An 18732-nucleotide genomic window follows, 5' to 3' on the forward strand; every position below is an offset into this window, starting at 1 on the left:
CGAGCAGGCTCGCTCCCACATTGATCAAATTGTGCGTGGGATTTTTGTATACAATCCATCGCTACTATTGATCCAAAGGGAGCTGCACCTGTCATGACCGACTCCGCAAGCACCGACTTCAACCGTATCGACCGCGCTACCCGCACAGAAAAACTGCCCTATGCCGCGTTGCTGGCCTTCGCCATGACCGGCTTCATCGCCATCCTCACCGAGACCCTGCCGGCCGGGCTGCTTCCGCAGATCGGCGCCGGGCTTGGGGTCAGCGAAGTGCTCGCCGGGCAACTGGTGACGCTGTATGCGCTGGGCTCGATTGTCGCGGCGATTCCGCTGACCGTCGCCACCCGGGGCTGGCCACGGCGGCGGGTACTGCTGATGACGGTCGGTGGCTTCCTAGTGTTCAACACCGTGACTACGTTTTCCAGCCATTACGGCTTGACCTTGGCGTCGCGGTTCCTGGCCGGGATGGCGGCAGGCCTGTCGTGGGGAATCATGGCCGGCTACGCCCGTGGCATCGTGCCGGTGCACCAGCAGGGACGGGCGTTGGCAATCGCCATGCTCGGCACCCCGGTGGCGCTGTCGCTGGGCACCCCGGCGGGAACCTGGCTGGGCAACCTGATCGGTTGGCGCGCTTCGTTCGGGATCATGTCGGCGCTGGCGTTGGTGCTGGCGGCGTGGATTGTGCTGGCGGTGCCGGACCGTCCGGGCCAGGCCAGCGCCGAACGCCTGCCGTTGCTGCAATCGCTGCGTCTGCCGGGCGTACGGCCGGTGCTGTTCGTGGTGCTGACCTGGATGCTTGGGCACAACATTCTCTACACCTACATCGCGCCATTCCTGATGCAGGCCGGGCTGGCCGAGCGCGTCGATCTGGTGCTGCTGGTGTTCGGCCTGTGTTCGCTGATCGGGATCTGGATCATCGGCCTGCTGGTGGACCGCTGGTTGCGCTGGCTGACGCTAATCAGCCTCGTGCTGTTTGCCGTGACCGCACTGGTGCTGGCGCTGATATCCCCGTCACCGTGGCTGATCTACACCTGCATGGCCGTGTGGGGCCTGTCGTTTGGCGGCTCGGCGACGTTGCTGCTGACGGCTGCAGCGGATTCGGCTGGCGAGCATGTGGACGTGGTGCAGGCGATGCTCACCACCTCCTGGAACGTGGCGATTGCCGGCGGCGGTCTGTTTGGCGGGCTGCTGCTGGATCGGGCGGGGGCGATGTCGTTTCCGTGGGCGTTGTTGGTCCTGTCGCTGATTGCGTTGGCGACGGTGTGGATCAACCGTCATCACAGTTTCAAACCGGGCCGGCGCGTGCATTGATCTACCTGGCACCATGAACCCCTGTGGGAGCGGGCTTGCTCGCGAAAAGGGCGTGTCAGTCGATATCTACGTGAATGACACACCGCCTTCGCGAGCAAGCCCGCTCCCACTCAGATAAAGGCGGTGTGGCTGGAAGGCATAACGATAGACCGCATCGATATATGTGGTTATATGAAAAATCGCTATGCTGCGGGCCAGATTTTTCCTGTCGTTTTTCTGGACGTCTTAATGGAATTGGCAAATTTCGGCCTGGTGATTGCCGGGCTGGTGGTGGGTTTTATTGTCGGCATGACCGGTGTCGGCGGCGGTTCGTTGATGACGCCGATCCTGCTGTGGTTCGGCATCAACCCGGCAACAGCGGTGGGCACCGACCTGTTGTACGCGGCCATTACCAAATCCAGTGGCGTGCTGGTGCACAAAAAAAACAACAACATCGACTGGGCGATCACCGGCTGGCTGACCCTCGGCAGCGTGCCGGCAGTCGCCATGACCCTGTGGTTTCTCAGCACCCTGCACACCGCGCCCGAAGCGATGAACGCGATCATCAAACAGGCCTTGGGCTTCGTGCTGTTCGCCACGGCGCTGGCGATTCTGTTCAAGAAGCGCCTGCTCGAATTCGCCCACAAACGCGCGGGCGGCAACTACAACCCGAGCGGCACGCGCCTGAATGTGATGACGGTGATCACCGGGCTGATCCTCGGCACCATGGTCGCCCTGACCTCGATCGGCGCCGGCGCCCTTGGCACAGTCGCGTTGTTCATCCTCTATCCGCTGCTGCCCACCCGGCGCCTGGTCGGCACCGAAATCGCCCACGCCGTGCCGCTGACCCTGGTTGCAGGTCTGGGCCACGCGAGCATGGGTAACATGGACTGGGGCGTGCTGGGCTTTCTGCTGATGGGTTCGCTGCCGGGCATCTGGCTGGGCAGCCACCTGACCGGGCGCATTTCCGATGAGTTGCTGCGCCCGTGCCTGGCGACCATGTTGCTGTTGATCGGCTATAAGCTGGCGTTCTGATGTAGGGGCTGCCGCAGGCTGCGATCTTTTGATCTTCGTTTTTACGATCAGGATCAAAAGATCGCAGCCTGCGGCAGCTCCTACACTGGGGTATGAAGGATGTTGAATTTCATGACGGTCACCGGCAAATCCTCGTAGACCAGATCCTCGACCACCTCCCAACCCAACCGCGCATACAGTGCTTGCGCCGCATCGGTGTACAGATACAACTCAGTCACTCCCAGCGTCGCCGCCTCGGCGACGATCCTGTTGACCAGCTGCGAAGCAACCCCGCGTCCACGCACCTCGGCCTTCACATAAACCCCGGCCAGCCAAGGCGTCAGCTCGGGACGGATCTTCATGTCGCTGTCGATCAACAGCGCGCCGCCGAGCAATCTGCCATCTTCCATGGCCACCACCACGCTGGGAACCGCACCCTTGCCGCAGGCCGCGCGCATCCGCTCGGTGCGGGCTTCAAGGGTATCGCCGTCACGGAATTCGCCCCATTCCTTGAAATTGAGTTCGGCGAGTTCCTCAATCAAATGCGGGTGATCGCACAGGTAGTCGATGTGCATGGGTTGAACTCCATTTCGTGGGCAGAATGACCACCCTAATGCGCTCACAAAAGGTAATCAAATCCGCGTCACGATTACGCCGATGCAGTTGCGCAATGACGCGGCTGACCTAAGCTTCTGACAAGGCGAAACATATTTGCCGGGCACGACCCCGGAACAATCGCCGCGATGCGCAATCATTAGAGCGTGGATATCAAAAGGAGATGCGCATGCTCATCAGGTCACTGACCCTGACACTCTTGCTGGCGATTGCCGGCCCCTTGTTCGCCGCTGACAATGACTCGCCCATAGCCGGGGATATGGGACGGGCCCGACCGTTGATCGTGATCGCCCAAAGCACCGTCGACCCGGTGTGGGTGGGGTTGAAAAAGTCGCTGGAAGATCCGGCGAACAAGAAGGGCGTCGCCGACCGCAACATCAAGGTCTACACCATCCTCAATATGGCCGGACAACTCGATGGCAAGGATCTCGGCCAGCAAGACACCATGGCTTTGCTGCGGTCGCTGAAACTCGGTGCCGGCGCGTATCCTAAAGTGTTCCTGCTGGGCAAGGACGGCGAGACCAAACTGTCGGCCTCGGGCGATGAAGCGAAATCGGTGGACCTGAAGAAAATCTTCGACACGGTTGACGCGCTGCCGGCCAGCGAAAAGGAAATCAGCGCACCGACGGTCGCTGAAACCAAGGCCACCGCCGCCGAACCGGCAGCCAAGAAAGGCGAGAAGGGCGCCAAGGCGAGTAAACCGGCGAAACCGAGCAAGCCACCGGAAATGCCGGATGATTGATTGAGGCAGGCTCTGAATAAAAAATGGCGAACGTCTTAAACGATCGCCATTTTTTTGTCCGCGGGAATGGCCACGATACTTTGAACATCAGGGCAGGAGCTGACGGATGACATTGACCAGAATCGGAGAAAAAGCCGCAAGCTGGCCATTCTTGGGAGTCAGCATGTCATCAAGGAGAATGCCCAGAAGCTCTTCATCTTCAAGGTCATCGGGTTGCATGCCTCCTGTAAAGATCAACTGATCAACCAGTTGTTTCCGTGCCCCTATGAGTCCGCGATTGCTTTCTTCGGTATGACCGAGATTCAAAATTTCCAGAGCTGAATTTGCGCGTTCAGTTTTGCCGGTCACTCTGCCGGACAGATAAAACTTCAATTCCGACTCGCATTCCTCCATCAAGGGCGTCAGATCTAGTGGGCGCGTGCCTCGATGATGTCCACATTGATTCTGGCGCTGGCAACTGGCGACGATGTTGGTGAACTCCAAGGTGCGATTGGGAGCTTTATCCTGGGCCTCAACGTGCTCGTTATGTGAGTTGTCGCCTGCAATGGTCTGGCAGCAATAGGCGCAAAGGCTGAACTGTTCCGTTATACAGGCCGTGCGCACGCTCACGCGTTCTTCGCCGGGCAGGTCCCGGTAACGTAATGTTGTGTTGGCGCGTTTCCATCTGATGAGTTGTTCCGGCTCGGTTCCCTTGGTGATCTTACGCACGGCGCAGCTCCAGCTTGCGCAGCAACAGCGCTGCTTTCGCCAGTTCGATATGACCGTCTGGAAGTTCTTCTGCCAGTTCGGCGAATAGCTTCTGGGCAGTTTCCAGATCACCGTCCTGCAGGCGTTCGAGCAGCGCGTTCAAGCGTTTTTGAACGTCACTGTTGCGGATATCGGTGTCCATGACTTCCAGCAGCACCTGATTGGCATCAAGTCCGTACAGGCCGTTGTGTTCGTGGAGTTCACCGTCATTGAGCACGTAAACCAGCACATCCTTGGCGTCGCTGATGACCAGTGGCGAGTGGGTGGTCAGTACGAACTGACAGTTGGGGAAGGTTTCGCTCAGTTGGCGGATCAGACTGCGTTGCCATTTCGGGTGCAGGTGCAGATCCACTTCGTCGATCAGCACGATGCCGTCCCCGTGGAGCGGGTTGTCCAGCGACTGGTTCATCATTGCCAGGCGGCGGGCGATATCACCGACCAGCGCCATCATCGACTTCTCGCCTTGCGAGAGTTGGGCGACGTTGAGGGTGACGCCGTCCTTGTCGATAGCCATGTGTAGACGCGGCTTGCGTTGCACGCGCAGGTTGGTGAAGCCGGGCATGAAAGCGGCGATGGCGGAGCGGACGGCGGTCAGTTGGCGGTCGCGGGAAGAAGCTTTCAGTTTGGATAGAGTTTTCCAAACGTCGCTGTCAGTACCGAACTTTTTGGAGATTTCCAACAATGCGCTTGTGGATACTCCAGTCTCGTTTTCACTATCTTCACGTTCACGAAACCATTCGAAAAAGCGCCGGAAGTCGACGCCTCGATTCAAAGAGTTGTCGTACCCATCCAACTGATCAAAGGTGTGTTTGGTTTTTATTTTAAGTGGTATTTCCAAAACCGAACGCTCGACGGGGTAGTAAGCGATCAGTGGAAGAGACGCCTTATCATTGGCAGTCAGTTGATTGCGATAGTGGTCTGCCAAGCGAGTTGCATCCGCTAACGTGCTGTGCATGGAGTGTTTTCTACCCTGCCTCCCGCGGCCAATACCCCAAACAAAAAGGCTATTGTCACCATCGGAGTCCGAAGGGAGGGGCGTTGTAGACGATTCGTCAATTACAGAGACCAACACTAATGCTGCGTTAGCTCCATTCTGAATGTCTTCCTCAGCCAGATGATTGCCATTGCCTTTCTCGTTACGAACTCTTGCGACCAGCCAACTCAGCGAGTTTGCTAAGGATTTAAGAAGAGTGGTTTTCCCGGCGCCATTGTTCCCAACCAGTACGGTTACGTTAGAAGGGTGTTCTTGGGTAGGCGCCAGTCGAACGTTAACATCGGCGAACCGACCGACATTCGTGAGCCTCAATCTGTAGATTTCCATTACAACGCCCTTCGAGGGTCAGTCGGTTAAAAAGCTTTGGCGCGCATTATGTCATCCCCGGCCACGGATTGATTCGATGGAGTGTAGATACTCCATTTCACCCGGTCACCCATGAAAATAGTTGCCGCATATTCCCACCAGAATGAGCTGCGCAACACCCTTCAAATTCCTCGGATATTTCCTTCAAAGCGCGGCGGCGTTGGTGAGCTGGTGGCTTGGGTCGAACGCCGATAACCTCTTCGGGCCGCTGCAAAATCAGCGGCCGGATGTGGAAGTCCGTTTGCAGACTCATTCACCAAGCTCCGTTATGCGCATGGCGACATCTTTTATGTCAACATCGCGACCTTACGGTGGCTGTACGCGGGAGCGCTTTTGAGTGCGCCGGGTTAGGGTGATTGGCTCGGTCTTCCACACCTGCGTGCAGCTGCCACCCTCATGTGGAAGTGAGATGGGTAGCGTTTTCAGCAATCCCCATTGGAGTTTCACCCATGAAGAAAACGGATGTCGAATCACCTGAAATTTCCACCAGTTCAAGCAAACCCCGCTATATCCCCATCACCGGCATCGACTGCCCGATCCCCTGTCTCCTGATCGACCGCGAAGCCCCGGTAGACGTACTCCACGGCACCGCCGCCTACCGATTACGAAGCGTGACTCAACTGCTGGAAACCCTTTCCCTCAGCGACGGCATCGGTCATGACTCATTACTGCTGCAGGACTTCGCCCGGGTGCTGGCAATCCCTCTGCGCGACAGCTGCGACCTGATGGATGTGCTGGGCTGGAAGCTACAGGCGTAGTTTCAAACCCTCAAACCAAAATGGGCGACCCTCTCAGGTCGCCCATTTTTTATGGCGTGATCACCGGGTCAACTCCCCCAGAATCTTGTGCGCAATCTTCACCCGCTCTCCATTCGGGTAGTTGCGGTTCGCCAGAATGACGATCCCGACTTTCTTCGACGGTACGAATGCGACATACGCGCCGAAGCCACCGGTGGAACCGGTCTTGTTCAGCAGCACGTTCGCCGGTTCCGGCTGTGGCGGGTTGAGCCATTTGACCTTGTGCGCTTCCATGGCCATCGGCGTCGAGTTGCCGTCCAGCAGGCGGTCGAGGCTGATCGGGTAGGTGTAGCGTTCCCAGCCCAGGCCCTGGGTCATGTCGCCGACGGTGTAGTAGCCGGTGTGGGTGAGGGCGATGGCTTTTTGCACGGGTGATTCGAGTTTGGCGGTGTCGAGGTTGGCCTGGACATATTGCAGCAGATCCGCGGCGCTGGTTTTTACGCCGTAGGCTTCGGAGTCGAGGGCGCCGGGGCTGACTCGAATCGGTTTGTTGTTCTTGTCATAGCCTTGGGCGTAGAGCTTTTGTTCAGACGCCGGCACCGACAGGAAGGTGTGCTTGAGCCCGAGTTTCGGCAGCAGGGTTTCAGTCATGACCTGATTGAACGGTTGGCCAAGGCTTTTCGCCGCCAGATAGCCGAACAGGCCGATGCTCGGGTTGGAATACAGGCGATGGCTGCCGACCGGAAAAGTCGATTTCCACTGTTGGTAATAGCCGAGCATCTTGTCGGAAGAATCCGCAGCATCCGGGAATTGCAATGGCAGGCCGCCGGCGCTGTAAGTGCCCAGTTGCAGCAGGCTGATGTGGTCAAAAGCGCTGCCTTTCAGCTCGGGCCAGTGCTGGCTGGCCTTGTCGGAGAATTCCAGTTTGCCGCTGGCCTGGGCGTAGGCGGCGAGGGTTGCGGTGAAGGTTTTGCTCACCGAGCCGATTTCGAACAGGGTGTTTTCACTCACCGGTTGCCCGGTGCTTTTGTCGGCGACACCGTAGTTAAAGTAGTGCACCTTGCCATCGACGGTCACGGCCACGGCCAGCCCCGCAATGTCCTGTTGCTGCATGACCGGGGTCACGGCGGCCTTGACCAGCGCCTGCAACTGATCGTCGGTTTGCTGGGCAGCCATGCACGCGGTGGCAGCGAAAATCAGGCCGAAAGCGCTGCGAGAAATGACTTTGCTCGGATTGATGAATGACATAAATGAACCACTCTCCATGAGTGTTGAGGGTGTTATCCCGCTAGACTGCGGGCAATTGCAATGTTGGGCAGCTGATCAGCGCCGACAATTTAGGCAGTCTGGCACTCGTCGACAAACGATGATATTTCGGATGAGCCATTAGAAAAATTTGGGACTGGGCATGATTCGACCTCTACTGCCGCTCAATGCACTGCGCGCGTTCGAAGCCTCGGCGCGTCATCTGAGCTTTACCCGTGCCGCCGTGGAGTTATGCGTGACTCAGGCGGCGGTGAGCCATCAGGTGAAAAGCCTCGAAGCGCAACTCAACGTCACCCTGTTCAAACGCCTGCCCCGCGGGCTGATGCTGACCAGTGAAGGCGAGACCCTGTTGCCGGTTTTGACCACGTCGTTCGATCATATCGCGCAGATGCTCGAGCGGCTGGCCGGCGGTCAGTATCGGGAAATGTTGACCGTGGGTGCCGTCGGAACCTTTGCGGTCGGTTGGTTGCTGCCACGGCTGCCAGACTTCCAGGCGAAACATCCGCTCATAGATTTGCGGCTGTCGACTCACAACAACCGGGTCGACGTCGCCGCCGAGGGGCTGGATTACGCGATTCGTTTTGGCGCCGGAGCGTGGCACGGCATCGAGGCAACGCGTCTGCTGGATGCGCCACTGTCGGTGTTGTGCGTGCCGGAAATTGCCCGGCAGTTGCATACCCCGGGCGATCTGCTGCAACAGCGCTTGCTGCGTTCCTATCGCACCGATGAATGGCCGGAGTGGTTTCACGCCGCCGGCCTGGCGACCCACGCGGCGCCGCCGCAAAGCATTGTGTTCGATTCGTCTCTGGCGATGATGGAAGCGGCGCTGCAGGGCAGCGGGGTGGCCTTGGCGCCACCGCTGATGTTCGCCCGGCAACTGGCGGCGGACGTGATTCGTCAGCCGTTTGCGATTGAAATCACCACCGGCAGTTATTGGCTGACGCGCTTGCAGTCAAGGCCGGAGACGGCGGCGATGACGGCGTTCAAGCAGTGGCTGGTACAAAACTCTGCCTGACACAAATCCCCTCCTGTGGGAGCGGGCTTGCTCGCGAAGGCGGTGTGTCAGTCAACTCAAATATTGACTGATGCACCGCCTTCGCGAGCAAGCCCGCTCCCACAGGGACGGCAGTGGACTGCAGATCAGAATTCAGCGCACCAGACACGGCCGCTTGTTATCGAACGTCCACCCCGGTATCAAAAACTGCATCGCCACGCTGTCATCCCGCGCGCCGAGACCCATGCCTTTGTACAGTTCGTGGGCCTTGGCCAGCTGATCTATGTCCAGCTCCACCCCCAGCCCAGGTTTCTGCGGCACTTGCACGCAACCGTCGACAATTTGCAGCGGTGCCTTGGTCAGACGCTGGCCGTCCTGCCAGATCCAGTGCGTGTCGATGGCGGTGATGTCGCCCGGTGCCGCTGCCGCGACATGGGTAAACATCGCCAGTGAGATATCGAAGTGGTTGTTGGAGTGTGAGCCCCAGGTCAGGCCCCACTCATGGCACAACTGCGCGACACGTACCGAGCCTTGCATGGTCCAGAAGTGCGGGTCGGCCAACGGAATGTCCACCGACTGCAACTGAATGGCGTGGCCCATCTCGCGCCAGTCGGTGGCGATCATGTTGGTCGCCGTCTTCAGTCCGGTTGCGCGGCGGAACTCGGCCATGACTTCGCGCCCCGAGTAACCGTTTTCCGCACCGCACGGGTCTTCGGCGTAAGCCAGCACCTTATGTTGATCGCGGCACAGGCGGATCGCTTCTTTCAGTGACCAGGCGCCGTTCGGATCAAGCGTGATACGCGCCTCGGGAAAGCGTTCGGCCAGTGCCGTCACGGCTTCGATTTCCGCGTCGCCGCTAAGCACGCCGCCTTTGAGTTTGAAGTCCTGGAAACCGTATTTCGCCTGGGCCGCTTCAGCCAGGCGCACCACCGCTTCGGCGCTCATGGCCTTCTCGTGACGCACGCGGAACCAGTCGTTATCGGCGTCCGGTTCGCTGCGGTAGGCGAGGTTGGTCTCGCGTTGATCGCCGACATAAAACAGATAACCGAGCATCTTCACTTGATCGCGCTGCTGCCCCTCACCGAGCAGCGCCGCGACCGGTACGTCGAGGTGTTGCCCGAGCAAGTCGAGCAGGGCGGCTTCGAGTCCGGTGACCGCGTGGATGGTGATGCGCAGGTCGAACGTCTGCAGGCCACGGCCGCCGGCATCACGCTCGGCGAAGGTCTGGCGCACCTGATTGAGGATCTTCTGATAGTTGCCGATTGTGCTGCCGAGCACCAGGCTGCGGGCGTCCTCCAGCGTCTGCCGGATGCGCTCGCCACCGGGCACTTCACCGACGCCAGTGTGGCCGGCGTTGTCCTTGAGAATGACGATATTGCGGGTGAAAAACGGCCCGTGGGCGCCGCTCAGGTTGAGCAGCATGCCGTCGTGGCCGGCCACGGGAATCACCTGCATGTCAGTGATGATTGGCGCTTTGGCAGTGTCGTGTGCGGTCATGTTTTTATCCTTGTCAGCATCTTTAAAAAGGAAGTCATGCGTGCTTTGGCGCGGCCTCGGCCACGGCGAGGTCAGCAGCGGGTTTCGGGGTGGTACGTGCAGCGAAGACGATGATCGCGGCGATGATCGAAGTCGCGGCCAGGCCATAGAGGCCGCCCTGAATCGAACCAGTGTGTTCTTCGAGCAGGCCGAAGGTGGTCGGCGCGACGAAGCCGCCGAGGTTGCCCACCGAGTTGATCAGTGCGATCACTGCCGCGGCGATCCGTGCATCCAGATAGGCCTGCGGAATCGGCCAAAACAACGATGAGGCGGACTTGAAGCCCAGCGCGGCAAAACAGATCGCGACAAAGGCGAAGATCGGCCCGCCGGTGGTGGACATGAACATCCCCGCCGCGGCGATCAACAACGCGGTGGCGACCCAGGCCTGCTGGTGCTTCCACTTGGCCGAGAAGGCGGCGAAGGCGTACATGCCGACGATCGACAGCAACCATGGAATCGAGTTGAACAGCCCGACCTGGAAGTCACTCATCTCGCCCATTTTCTTGATGATGCTCGGCAGCCAGAACGTCGCGGCGTAGATCGTCAGCTGGATAAAAAAGTAGATCAGGCAAAACAGGATGATCTGCCGGTCCTTGAGCAGTTTGCCCATCGACGGGCGGATCGGCGTCGCGGCTTCGCGGGCCTTCTGTTCATCATCGATGGCGCTGACCAGTGCGTCCTGTTCGGCGCGGGTCAGCCATTTTGCGTCGTGGGGTTTGGCGTCGAGCCAGAACCACACGAACACACACAGCCCCACGGAAAACATGCCCTCGATGAAGTACATCCATTGCCAGCCGTGCAGGCCCAGGCCATTGATCTGCAAAAGCAGGCCGGACAACGGGCCGGAGATCAGCGAGGCGACCGCTGAGCCGCTGAGGAAAATCGCGATTGCCTTGCCGCGTTCGGCGCCGGGTAGCCAGCGCGTGAAGTAGTAGATCACCCCGGGAAAGAACCCGGCTTCGGCCACGCCGAGCAGAAAGCGCAGGATGTAAAAGTGCGTTTCGTTCTGGATGAACGCCATGCCGGCGGCGACCAGGCCCCAGGTGAGCATGATGCGGGTGAGCCAGATACGCGCGCCGACTTTCTGCAAAAGCATGTTGGATGGCACTTCGAACAGCGCGTAACCGATGAAGAACAGCCCGGCGCCGAAGCCGTAGGCGGCAGCCCCGATGCCCAGATCCTGTTCCATGTGAGTGCGGACGAAACCGATGTTCACCCGGTCAATGTAATTGACAATGAACATGATCACGAAGAGCGGCAGGACGTGGCGTTTCACTTTCGAGATGGCGGACGCGAGTGTCGAATCGACGCCCTCGTTCATCCCGGAGACGGAGGTTTTCACTTGGTTTTCTCCCACTGATTATTTTTATGCGGGGTAGGGCTGGATGCTGCGTTGTTGATAGACATCATACAACTTGGATTTTTTGTCCTACAAGTGGGGTGGAGCGATTAAATTTGTCTGGTGAACAGATTTTTTATTTCTTTTTGGGATTTGTCCCCGTTTTCATTGGTTCAAATCGCACCCATCAGACGTGCATTTCGGTTCGCGATCCAAATTTTCAAACAGGGCGTAGGGCTTGGTTGTTGCGGTTTTTTTCGTTTTATTGAATGTTGTCATACAAGTTGCTGGCTGTTTCAGCGCTAAAATCGATCTCGTCAGCCACCGCGCAGTGCTACGATCGACAAGCCCCGATGACCGGAACCGATCATGCAAGAAGACCTCGACGCCCCTGCGCCCAAACGTGCACACAACCTCGCACACGATCTGGTGGAGAAACTCACCCAGAGCATCCTGCTTGGCCAGTTGTCGCCCGGCGACAAGCTGCCGTCGGAGAACGCCATCGTTCAGGAGCACGGCGTCAGTCGCACGGTGGTGCGCGAAGCGATTTCCAAGTTGCAGGCCTCGGGCCTGGTCGAGACGCGGCACGGCATCGGCAGTTTTGTCATCGAGCGCGCTGCCGAGCAGGGCTTGCGCCTGAATGTCGACACCGCTCTCGGGGTGCGCAGCATTCTGGAATTGCGCATGGGCCTGGAGACGCAGGCTGCGGCGTTGGCCGCGTCACGTCGCAGCGAGCAGCAATTGCTGCAAATGCGTCAGGCGCTGGATGACTATCAGCGTTTGCTGGACAGCAATGACAGTTGTGTCGAGGCTGATCGACGTTTTCATCTGCTTATTGCCGAAGCCACCGGCAACGTCTGCTTCAGCGAAATCATGCAGCACCTGGGCAGCGCGATGATTCCACGTCAGCGGCTCAATGCCGCCGAGCGTGGCGCGGCGGATCTGAGCAAGCTGGGGCAGTTGGCCCATCTGGAGCACGAAGCGATCCTGAATGCGATCAAGCGGCAGGATCCGGACGCGGCGCGCGCGGCCATGTGGCTGCACCTGACCAACAGCCGCGACCGTTTCAGTTCTCAAGGCTGATTGCCGTTGGTCTGCTCGATAGCACCGCCTGCAGATGCACGCTTCCAAGCTGTATGGCCCGGGTTCTCCGGACCTCCTTGGTGAGGTGTGTCATGGCTAATGATTTGCTGTTTCAGGGTGGTGTGCTGCCGACCGATCCAACCCGTCCGGTGCCCGGCACGGATGAGCCGACACTGGCCGATCACGATGCGCCGCCGGGCATGAGCCCGGGGCGCGATCCGTTGAGTGATGCCGATCGGCCGGAAGACTGGAAGGACCCGGCGGCGGACGATGATGTGCCGCCAGCGGATGAGCCGACGCCATTGTCGGATGACAGGCGCTGAGGCTAACCCGGCATGAGATATTTATAGTCTGCGCCGGCCCTTTCGCGAGCAAGCTCGCTCCCACAGGTAGAACGCATCCCCCTGTAGGAGTGAGCCTGCTCGCGATGGGGTCATAGCCTCAGTAAAAACCTCGATCAGACCTCAATCGGTCGACCCTCCACCCGCCGCTCCAGATTCAACGCCAGCACACTGATCAGCACCACCGCCGACCCCACCAGCACCATCAGCGTCGGTCGCTCGCCCAATCCCAGTGAAGCAATCCCCATCGCCGTCGGTGGTATCAGGTACAACGTCATCGTCGCCCGGCTCAAGTCCACATGCTTGAGCACAAAGCCCCAGGCCAGATAGGCCAGTGCACTGGGAAATACCCCCAGTGCCAGCACTGCCCACTGCACTCGCAGCGGCGCTTTCACCACCGCCGCACCCAGCCCCGGCAGATAAATCAGCAACAGCAGCGTCCCCGACCACACCGCATAACAGGCCAGACTGAAGCCGTCATAACGCCGGGCGTGATGTTTTTGCAGGGCGAAGTAAATGCTCCATGACAGCGCCGCCAGCAGAATCAGCAAGCCATGCGCGTCGATCTGCCCCATGCCCCGATCGGCGCTGACCACGATCACCACCCCGACCAGTCCCAGCAACACGCAGCCCCAACGCCAGACACTGACCTGATCCTTGAACACGTAACGCGCCAGCAGCGTACTGAACAGCGGGCTCGACTGTGCCAGTACGCTGGAGGCGCCGGCACTGACGCTTTGCTGGCCGATGTTCAGCGCCACGTGATGCAGGCTGACGGCAAAAAATCCCAGGGCGAACAACAGCGGCACATCGCGCGGTTGCGGCAGGCGAATGCCCTTGAACGCCGCAATCACGGCCATGAACAACGACGCCAGCAGAAACCGCAGCAACGCCAGATGCCCGGGGTCGTAGGCTTGCAGGCCGATGTGAATGCCGGTCGGCGAATAGGCCCAGCAACCGACCACGAAGGCCATGGCCAGAATGATTTTCAAGGGAGAAGGAGACGGCATGATCGGCGCACCGCAAGGGTTGATGCGCCGAGTATCCGGGCGGCCAGAAAGTCTCCACAACTGACTTATACTGCGCTGAATGTTCACTTTGAGTGATGAGTATGGAGCTGGCGCAGATCCGCATGTTCAAGACCGTGGCTGACGAGGGCAGCATTGCCCGCGCCGCTGAAAAGCTGTTTTGCGTGCCGTCGAACATCACCGCACGGATCAAGGCGTTGGAAGCTGAACTCGGTGTGGCGCTGTTTCTGCGCGAAGGGCGCGGGCTGCGGATCAGCTCGGCGGGGCAGACGTTCCTGGCGTATGCCGAGCGGATTCTGGCGCTGACCGCCGAAGCCAAGCGCGCGGTGGATCCCGCCGCCGAACCGTCCGGCCCGCTGCGTATCGGCGCGATCGAGTCCTCGGCCACCGGGCGTTTGCCCCGACTGTTGGCCAAGTTTCACCAGCGCTATCCGCAGGTGGCGCTGGAATTGACCACTGGCACCTGGGGCCAATTACTCGACGACACCGTCAGCCATCGCCTCGACGGTGCGATCGTCGCGGTGGACGTCGAGCGAGCGCAACTGAAACGCACGCCGATGTACCGCGAAGAATTGCTACTGATTGCCTCGACATCATTCGGCCCGGTGCGCGACATCCACGATCTGCAGGACAAAACCGTGTTCATGTGGCCGCAGGGCTGCCCGTATCGGGCGGCGCTGGAGCACTGGCTTTTGCGTCAGGGGCAGGCGCTGCCGATTGTCAGCTTGGCCAGTTACGGGGCGATTGTCGGTTGCGTGAGTGCTGGCGCCGGCGTGGCCTTGGTGCCTAAAGGCGTGTTCGAGCAATACGCCAAAGGCGCTGGATGCGTGGGCTATGAGTTTCCCGAACTGACGGCGATCGACAACCTGTTTTACTGGCACGAAAACGCCGGGGTACACCCGGCGCGTGAGGCGTTCGTGGCGATGTTGCGTGAAGAATTCCTCTGATCACATCCAACGCGCACCTGTAGGAGCTGCCGCAGGCTGCGATCTTTTGATCTAGTTTTTCAAAAATAAAGTCAAAAGATCGCAGCCTGCGGCAGCTCCTACAGGGGAGGGGGTCAAGGAGTCAGGTCGCGCATCAGCAGGCCAAAGCGCAAATCCACCGCATCCGGAATCGGCAGGTACACCGTGTGCCCATCCCCCGGCGCAACCTCGATCGCTTCACCCTTGGCACTCTGCAACTGGTGCAGATCGAAGTGGAAATTGCCCTTGGGTGTCATCAGTTCCAGATGATCGCCCAAGGCAAAACGGTTCTTCACTTTGACCTCGGCCAACCGGTCGCGGCGCTCGCCGGTCAGTTCGCCGACGAACTGCTGACGCTCTGACACCGAGCTGCCGTTCTGATAATTCTGGTATTCGTCATGTACATGGCGACGCAGGAAACCTTCGGTGTAGCCGCGCTGGGCCAGTGATTCCAGATCGGTCATCAGACTGCGGTCGAACTCGCGCCCGGCCATCGCATCGTCGATTGCCCGGCGATAGACCTGAGTGGTGCGTGCGCAATAGAAGTGCGATTTGGTCCGGCCCTCGATCTTCAACGAATGCACGCCCATGCGCGTCAGGCGTTCGACGTGCTGCACCGCGCGCAGATCCTTGGCGTTCATGATGTAGGTGCCGTGCTCGTCTTCAAATGCCGGCATCAACTCATCGGGGCGATTGGCTTCCTGCAGCAGAAATACCTGATCGGTCGGCGCGCCGATGCCCAGGGTTGGCTCCGGCTGGAAGGTCTGCACGATCTCGCCGAGCTGGTTTTCCGTGGCTTGCTGCGCCGAATACTTCCACCGGCAAGCGTTGGTGCAGGTGCCCTGATTGGCGTCGCGCTTGTTCATGTAGCCCGACAGCAGGCAGCGCCCGGAGTAGGCCATGCACAGTGCGCCATGAACGAACACTTCCAGTTCCATGCCTGGTACCTGTTCACGGATTTCACCGATTTCTTCCAGCGACAGCTCCCGCGACAGGATGATCCGGCTCAGGCCTTGTTGCTGCCAGAATTCGACGCTCGCCCAGTTCACCGTGTTGGCCTGCACCGAAAGGTGGATCGGCATCTGCGGGAAATGCCGGCGCACCAGCATGATCAGGCCCGGGTCGGACATGATCAGCGCATCCGGCGCCATCTCGATCACTGGCGCCAGATCCTTGAGGAAGGTCTTCAGTTTGGCGTTGTGCGGGGCGATGTTGACCACCACGTAGAAGCGCTTGCCCTGTGCCTGCGCTTCGCGAATGCCGAGGGCGAGGTTGGCGTGGTCGAACTCGTTGTTGCGCACCCGCAGGCTGTAACGCGGCTGGCCGGCGTAGACCGCATCGGCACCGTAGGCGAAGGCATAGCGCATGTTCTTCAGGGTGCCGGCAGGGGCGAGCAATTCCGGGGCGGCGAGGGGGAGGTCTGGCTTCATGGCGGCATCGGTCGCAAAAGCGCGGCAGGGTAGTGCAGTGGCAAGTGCGGTTTATTGATCTGGATCTACGTTTGAGTGCGTGGACTTTATCTGTGCAGAAAGGGCACAGATCATGTGCCGGTTTCACTGTGTTCGGTGCGGCGGTGGCTGCTTAAGATTCGCTTGTCAAATCAACCGAGGCAGGACTTTCCCATGCAGAATTTTACTCGCCGCTTTCTCACCGCTTGTGCATTTTCCGGTGTAATGGCCAGCACCGCAGCGATGGCCGACAACCACCCGACCATTCGGGCAATGTCCGGCGCGACACCGGCTGATCATTTGCCAGCGGGCAAATCCGCACTGGTGGTGATCGATTTCCAGAATGAATATTTCAGCGGCCGGATGCCGATCCCGGACGGTGCCGCGGCCCTGGCGAAAACCCGTGAGCTGATCACTTTCGCTGACAGTCACAAGATCCCGGTGTATCACGTGCAGCACGTCGCACCGGCCGGTTCGCCGGTATTTGCCATCGATGGCCAGACCGTCAAATTTCACCCGGACATGCAGCCGCGCCCGCAAGACGTGGTGCTGCAAAAGAGCACCGTCAGCGTGTTCGCCAGCACCGACCTTGACCAGCAATTGAAAAAGGCCGGCATCCAGACCCTGATCATTTCCGGCCTGATGACCCACGCCTGCGTGGCGGGTGCCGCACGGGACGCCGCGCCTTTGGGTTACAACGTGATTGTCGCGTCCGATGCCTCGGCGACCCGCGCCATCACCCGCGCCAACGGCGTGTCTATCGACAAGGATTCGCTGCACAAAGCCGCGTTGGCGGAAGTCGAAGACACCTTCGGCGATGTGTTGAGCACTGCGCAGATCGTCAAACTGCCGGTGCGCTGATTAGCCGGGCTGCATCGTCCAGGCAATCTATGCTCCATGAACAAAGATGGCACTCGCGCGCGCCCCGGCTGACTAAGGTTCGGGGCGTGCGAGACGCCTGACTGACATGGATCGGACATGAACGAAAAAACCCTGCAATTCAAATCCCTCACCGTGCTGTTGCTGTTGGTGACGGTCGCCTTCATCTGGATTCTGCTGCCGTTCTACGGCGCGGTGTTCTGGGCGGTGATTCTCGGCATTCTGTTTGCGCCGATGCAGCGCAAGTTACAGCTCAAATTTGGCTGGCGGCGCAACCTGACAGCGCTCTGCACTCTGGGCATCTGCCTGGTGATCGCGATTCTGCCGGTGATCATCCTCAGCATCCTGTTGGTCCAGGAAGGCGCGACGGTTTACAACAACATCGAAAGCGGCCAGCTGGACATCGGTGCCTATCTGGCACAGTTCAAACACAGCTTGCCGCCGTATTTTCAGCATTTGCTCGATCGCTTCGGCATGGGCGAACTCAACGGTCTGCGCGAGAAAATCGTCAAGGCGTCGATGCAGGGCAGTCAGGTGCTGGCCAGTCAGGCGTTCAGTTTCGGTCAAGGCACATTCGAGTTCGTGGTCAGCTTCGGCATCATGCTGTACCTGCTGTTTTTCTTTCTGCGCGATGGCGCCGAGCTGGTGCGCAAGGTACGCACCGCGGTGCCGTTGGAAGAGAGCCACAAACGCCGTTTGCAGTTGAAGTTCAATCGGGTAGTACGCGCGACGGTCAAGGGCAACCTGGTGGTGGCGGTCACTCAGGGCGCATTGGGTGGGGCGATTTTCTGGTTTCTCGACATTCCCAGCGCGTTGCTGTGGGCGGTGCTGATGGGCTTTCTGTCGCTGTTGCCGGCGGTGGGTGCGGGGATCGTCTGGGCGCCGGTGGCGGTGTACTTCCTGCTCAGTGGGATGATCTGGCAGGGCGTGGTGCTGGGGCTGTTCGGGGTGTTTGTGATTGGCTTGGTGGACAACGTGCTGCGCCCGATCCTGGTCGGCAAGGACACGCGCATGCCGGATTACATGATCCTCATCTCGACCCTCGGCGGCCTCGCGGTGTTTGGCCTCAACGGTTTCGTGATCGGGCCGCTGATCGCAGCGCTGTTCATGTCCAGTTGGGCGTTGTTCATCGAGACCAAACCGAAAGTCCAGTTGCCTTAAGCGTGGAATGGGCCGCTGACGATTTTCTGTGACAGGGCCTGTGCGGCGGGCAGTGAAGTGAGCGGGCCGCTGATCGGCTCGCCATCGCGCACCAGATACCAGCAGGCGAGCAATCCCGACGCTCTGAGCGATGCGGGAACAGCGCTACCGACTACCGACATGATTTGAACCTGAGCCATGACAAGTACCT

20 protein-coding genes are annotated in these 18732 nt (G+C 59.6%); 10 read left to right on the forward strand and 10 right to left on the reverse strand.

Annotated elements, in window-relative coordinates; translation table 11 throughout:
- Positions 1 to 93 precede the first annotated feature (93 nt).
- Together E3Z29_RS12860 and E3Z29_RS12865 are read left to right on the forward strand one after the other, a co-directional pair.
- Positions 94 to 1308 carry an MFS transporter gene (locus tag E3Z29_RS12860; RefSeq protein WP_134785938.1) on the forward strand — a complete coding sequence of 405 codons (1215 nt, stop codon included), beginning with the start codon at positions 94 to 96 and terminating at the stop codon, positions 1306 to 1308.
- A gap of 228 nt (positions 1309 to 1536) precedes the next feature.
- Positions 1537 to 2322: a sulfite exporter TauE/SafE family protein gene (locus tag E3Z29_RS12865; protein ID WP_027613882.1), complete on the forward strand. Its 786-nt coding sequence runs from the start codon at positions 1537 to 1539 to the stop codon at positions 2320 to 2322.
- A gap of 80 nt (positions 2323 to 2402) precedes the next feature.
- Here E3Z29_RS12865 and E3Z29_RS12870 read toward each other — a convergent pair whose 3' ends face one another.
- Positions 2403 to 2876, reverse strand: a complete 474-nt coding sequence (locus tag E3Z29_RS12870; RefSeq protein ID WP_134785939.1) for a GNAT family N-acetyltransferase — start codon at positions 2874 to 2876, stop codon at positions 2403 to 2405.
- Between the two features lie 209 nt (positions 2877 to 3085).
- Between E3Z29_RS12870 and E3Z29_RS12875 the strand changes: the two genes are divergently transcribed.
- On the forward strand, positions 3086 to 3658 hold the full coding sequence (locus E3Z29_RS12875) for a DUF4174 domain-containing protein (protein WP_027613884.1): 573 nt from the start codon (positions 3086 to 3088) through the stop codon (positions 3656 to 3658).
- Positions 3659 to 3745: 87 nt separating this feature from the next.
- Here the strand turns inward: E3Z29_RS12875 and E3Z29_RS12880 are convergent, their stop codons facing one another.
- The 3 genes from E3Z29_RS12880 to E3Z29_RS12890 form a co-directional block, all read right to left on the reverse strand.
- Positions 3746 to 4366: a retron system putative HNH endonuclease gene (locus E3Z29_RS12880; protein WP_134785940.1), complete on the reverse strand. Its 621-nt coding sequence runs from the start codon at positions 4364 to 4366 to the stop codon at positions 3746 to 3748.
- The gene (locus E3Z29_RS12885) at positions 4359 to 5726 is read right to left on the reverse strand and encodes an AAA family ATPase (protein WP_134785941.1); all 1368 of its coding nucleotides are present in this window, start codon (positions 5724 to 5726) and stop codon (positions 4359 to 4361) included. Before E3Z29_RS12885 ends, E3Z29_RS12880 begins: the two co-directional genes overlap by 8 nt.
- A 97-nt stretch (positions 5727 to 5823) precedes the next feature.
- Positions 5824 to 6018, reverse strand: coding sequence for a hypothetical protein (locus tag E3Z29_RS12890; RefSeq protein WP_134785942.1), 195 nt, complete (start codon positions 6016 to 6018; stop codon positions 5824 to 5826).
- Between the two features lie 196 nt (positions 6019 to 6214).
- Between E3Z29_RS12890 and E3Z29_RS12895 the strand changes: the two genes are divergently transcribed.
- Complete coding sequence (locus tag E3Z29_RS12895) at positions 6215 to 6523, forward strand: hypothetical protein (RefSeq protein WP_134785943.1); 309 nt, start codon at positions 6215 to 6217, stop codon at positions 6521 to 6523.
- A 60-nt stretch (positions 6524 to 6583) separates the two neighbouring features.
- Here the strand turns inward: E3Z29_RS12895 and ampC are convergent, their stop codons facing one another.
- Positions 6584 to 7750 (reverse strand): class C beta-lactamase, encoded by a 1167-nt coding sequence (gene ampC, locus E3Z29_RS12900; RefSeq protein WP_134785944.1) that lies wholly within the window; start codon positions 7748 to 7750, stop codon positions 6584 to 6586.
- Between the two features lie 160 nt (positions 7751 to 7910).
- Between ampC and E3Z29_RS12905 the strand changes: the two genes are divergently transcribed.
- Positions 7911 to 8783: a LysR family transcriptional regulator gene (locus E3Z29_RS12905; protein WP_134785945.1), complete on the forward strand. Its 873-nt coding sequence runs from the start codon at positions 7911 to 7913 to the stop codon at positions 8781 to 8783.
- 132 nt (positions 8784 to 8915) lie between these two features.
- Here E3Z29_RS12905 and gudD read toward each other — a convergent pair whose 3' ends face one another.
- Both gudD and E3Z29_RS12915 read right to left on the reverse strand, forming a co-directional pair.
- Positions 8916 to 10259: a glucarate dehydratase gene (gene gudD, locus E3Z29_RS12910; RefSeq protein ID WP_134785946.1), complete on the reverse strand. Its 1344-nt coding sequence runs from the start codon at positions 10257 to 10259 to the stop codon at positions 8916 to 8918.
- A 34-nt stretch (positions 10260 to 10293) separates the two neighbouring features.
- Positions 10294 to 11640: an MFS transporter gene (locus E3Z29_RS12915; protein WP_134785947.1), complete on the reverse strand. Its 1347-nt coding sequence runs from the start codon at positions 11638 to 11640 to the stop codon at positions 10294 to 10296.
- A gap of 366 nt (positions 11641 to 12006) precedes the next feature.
- On the opposite strand from E3Z29_RS12915, the gene E3Z29_RS12920 reads away from it, so the two are divergent.
- Together E3Z29_RS12920 and E3Z29_RS12925 are read left to right on the forward strand one after the other, a co-directional pair.
- The gene (locus tag E3Z29_RS12920; RefSeq protein ID WP_134785948.1) at positions 12007 to 12720 is read left to right on the forward strand and encodes a FadR/GntR family transcriptional regulator; all 714 of its coding nucleotides are present in this window, start codon (positions 12007 to 12009) and stop codon (positions 12718 to 12720) included.
- A 92-nt stretch (positions 12721 to 12812) separates the two neighbouring features.
- On the forward strand, positions 12813 to 13043 hold the full coding sequence (locus tag E3Z29_RS12925; protein ID WP_007965409.1) for a hypothetical protein: 231 nt from the start codon (positions 12813 to 12815) through the stop codon (positions 13041 to 13043).
- A gap of 134 nt (positions 13044 to 13177) precedes the next feature.
- Here E3Z29_RS12925 and E3Z29_RS12930 read toward each other — a convergent pair whose 3' ends face one another.
- A complete protein-coding gene (locus E3Z29_RS12930) occupies positions 13178 to 14071 on the reverse strand; it encodes a DMT family transporter (protein WP_134785949.1) in 894 nt (297 codons plus the stop codon).
- A gap of 101 nt (positions 14072 to 14172) precedes the next feature.
- On the opposite strand from E3Z29_RS12930, the gene E3Z29_RS12935 reads away from it, so the two are divergent.
- Positions 14173 to 15036, forward strand: a complete 864-nt coding sequence (locus tag E3Z29_RS12935) for a LysR family transcriptional regulator (protein ID WP_098968079.1) — start codon at positions 14173 to 14175, stop codon at positions 15034 to 15036.
- A gap of 113 nt (positions 15037 to 15149) precedes the next feature.
- Here E3Z29_RS12935 and yegQ read toward each other — a convergent pair whose 3' ends face one another.
- Positions 15150 to 16484 (reverse strand): tRNA 5-hydroxyuridine modification protein YegQ, encoded by a 1335-nt coding sequence (gene yegQ / locus E3Z29_RS12945; protein WP_098968080.1) that lies wholly within the window; start codon positions 16482 to 16484, stop codon positions 15150 to 15152.
- A gap of 192 nt (positions 16485 to 16676) precedes the next feature.
- On the opposite strand from yegQ, the gene E3Z29_RS12950 reads away from it, so the two are divergent.
- Positions 16677 to 17363 (forward strand): cysteine hydrolase family protein, encoded by a 687-nt coding sequence (locus E3Z29_RS12950; protein WP_134785950.1) that lies wholly within the window; start codon positions 16677 to 16679, stop codon positions 17361 to 17363.
- 117 nt (positions 17364 to 17480) lie between these two features.
- The gene (locus tag E3Z29_RS12955; protein ID WP_027613894.1) at positions 17481 to 18542 is read left to right on the forward strand and encodes an AI-2E family transporter; all 1062 of its coding nucleotides are present in this window, start codon (positions 17481 to 17483) and stop codon (positions 18540 to 18542) included.
- Here E3Z29_RS12955 and E3Z29_RS12960 read toward each other — a convergent pair.
- Complete coding sequence (locus E3Z29_RS12960) at positions 18539 to 18721, reverse strand: hypothetical protein (protein ID WP_097087786.1); 183 nt, start codon at positions 18719 to 18721, stop codon at positions 18539 to 18541. The two genes, E3Z29_RS12955 and E3Z29_RS12960, sit on opposite strands and share 4 nt — an antisense overlap.
- Positions 18722 to 18732: the final 11 nt, after the last annotated feature.

The sequence above is a fragment of the Pseudomonas sp. S150 genome (assembly GCF_004526365.1).
Taxonomy (GTDB): Bacteria; Pseudomonadota; Gammaproteobacteria; order Pseudomonadales; family Pseudomonadaceae; genus Aquipseudomonas; species Aquipseudomonas putida_A.

Bases quoted from the DNA above. Each gene is read 5' to 3' on its own strand.
- E3Z29_RS12860 (WP_134785938.1), top strand. From the start codon at position 94: ATGACCGACTCCGCAAGCACCGACTTCAACCGTATCGACCGCGCTACC.
- E3Z29_RS12865 (WP_027613882.1), top strand. From the start codon at position 1,537: ATGGAATTGGCAAATTTCGGCCTGGTGATTGCCGGGCTGGTGGTGGGT.
- E3Z29_RS12870 (WP_134785939.1), bottom strand. From the start codon at position 2,876: ATGCACATCGACTACCTGTGCGATCACCCGCATTTGATTGAGGAACTC.
- E3Z29_RS12875 (WP_027613884.1), top strand. From the start codon at position 3,086: ATGCTCATCAGGTCACTGACCCTGACACTCTTGCTGGCGATTGCCGGC.
- E3Z29_RS12885 (WP_134785941.1), bottom strand. From the start codon at position 5,726: ATGGAAATCTACAGATTGAGGCTCACGAATGTCGGTCGGTTCGCCGAT.
- E3Z29_RS12890 (WP_134785942.1), bottom strand. From the start codon at position 6,018: ATGAGTCTGCAAACGGACTTCCACATCCGGCCGCTGATTTTGCAGCGG.
- E3Z29_RS12895 (WP_134785943.1), top strand. From the start codon at position 6,215: ATGAAGAAAACGGATGTCGAATCACCTGAAATTTCCACCAGTTCAAGC.
- ampC (WP_134785944.1), bottom strand. From the start codon at position 7,750: ATGTCATTCATCAATCCGAGCAAAGTCATTTCTCGCAGCGCTTTCGGC.
- E3Z29_RS12905 (WP_134785945.1), top strand. From the start codon at position 7,911: ATGATTCGACCTCTACTGCCGCTCAATGCACTGCGCGCGTTCGAAGCC.
- gudD (WP_134785946.1), bottom strand. From the start codon at position 10,259: ATGACCGCACACGACACTGCCAAAGCGCCAATCATCACTGACATGCAG.
- E3Z29_RS12920 (WP_134785948.1), top strand. From the start codon at position 12,007: ATGCAAGAAGACCTCGACGCCCCTGCGCCCAAACGTGCACACAACCTC.
- E3Z29_RS12925 (WP_007965409.1), top strand. From the start codon at position 12,813: ATGGCTAATGATTTGCTGTTTCAGGGTGGTGTGCTGCCGACCGATCCA.
- E3Z29_RS12930 (WP_134785949.1), bottom strand. From the start codon at position 14,071: ATGCCGTCTCCTTCTCCCTTGAAAATCATTCTGGCCATGGCCTTCGTG.
- E3Z29_RS12935 (WP_098968079.1), top strand. From the start codon at position 14,173: ATGGAGCTGGCGCAGATCCGCATGTTCAAGACCGTGGCTGACGAGGGC.
- yegQ (WP_098968080.1), bottom strand. From the start codon at position 16,484: ATGAAGCCAGACCTCCCCCTCGCCGCCCCGGAATTGCTCGCCCCTGCC.
- E3Z29_RS12950 (WP_134785950.1), top strand. From the start codon at position 16,677: ATGCAGAATTTTACTCGCCGCTTTCTCACCGCTTGTGCATTTTCCGGT.
- E3Z29_RS12955 (WP_027613894.1), top strand. From the start codon at position 17,481: ATGAACGAAAAAACCCTGCAATTCAAATCCCTCACCGTGCTGTTGCTG.
- E3Z29_RS12960 (WP_097087786.1), bottom strand. From the start codon at position 18,721: ATGGCTCAGGTTCAAATCATGTCGGTAGTCGGTAGCGCTGTTCCCGCA.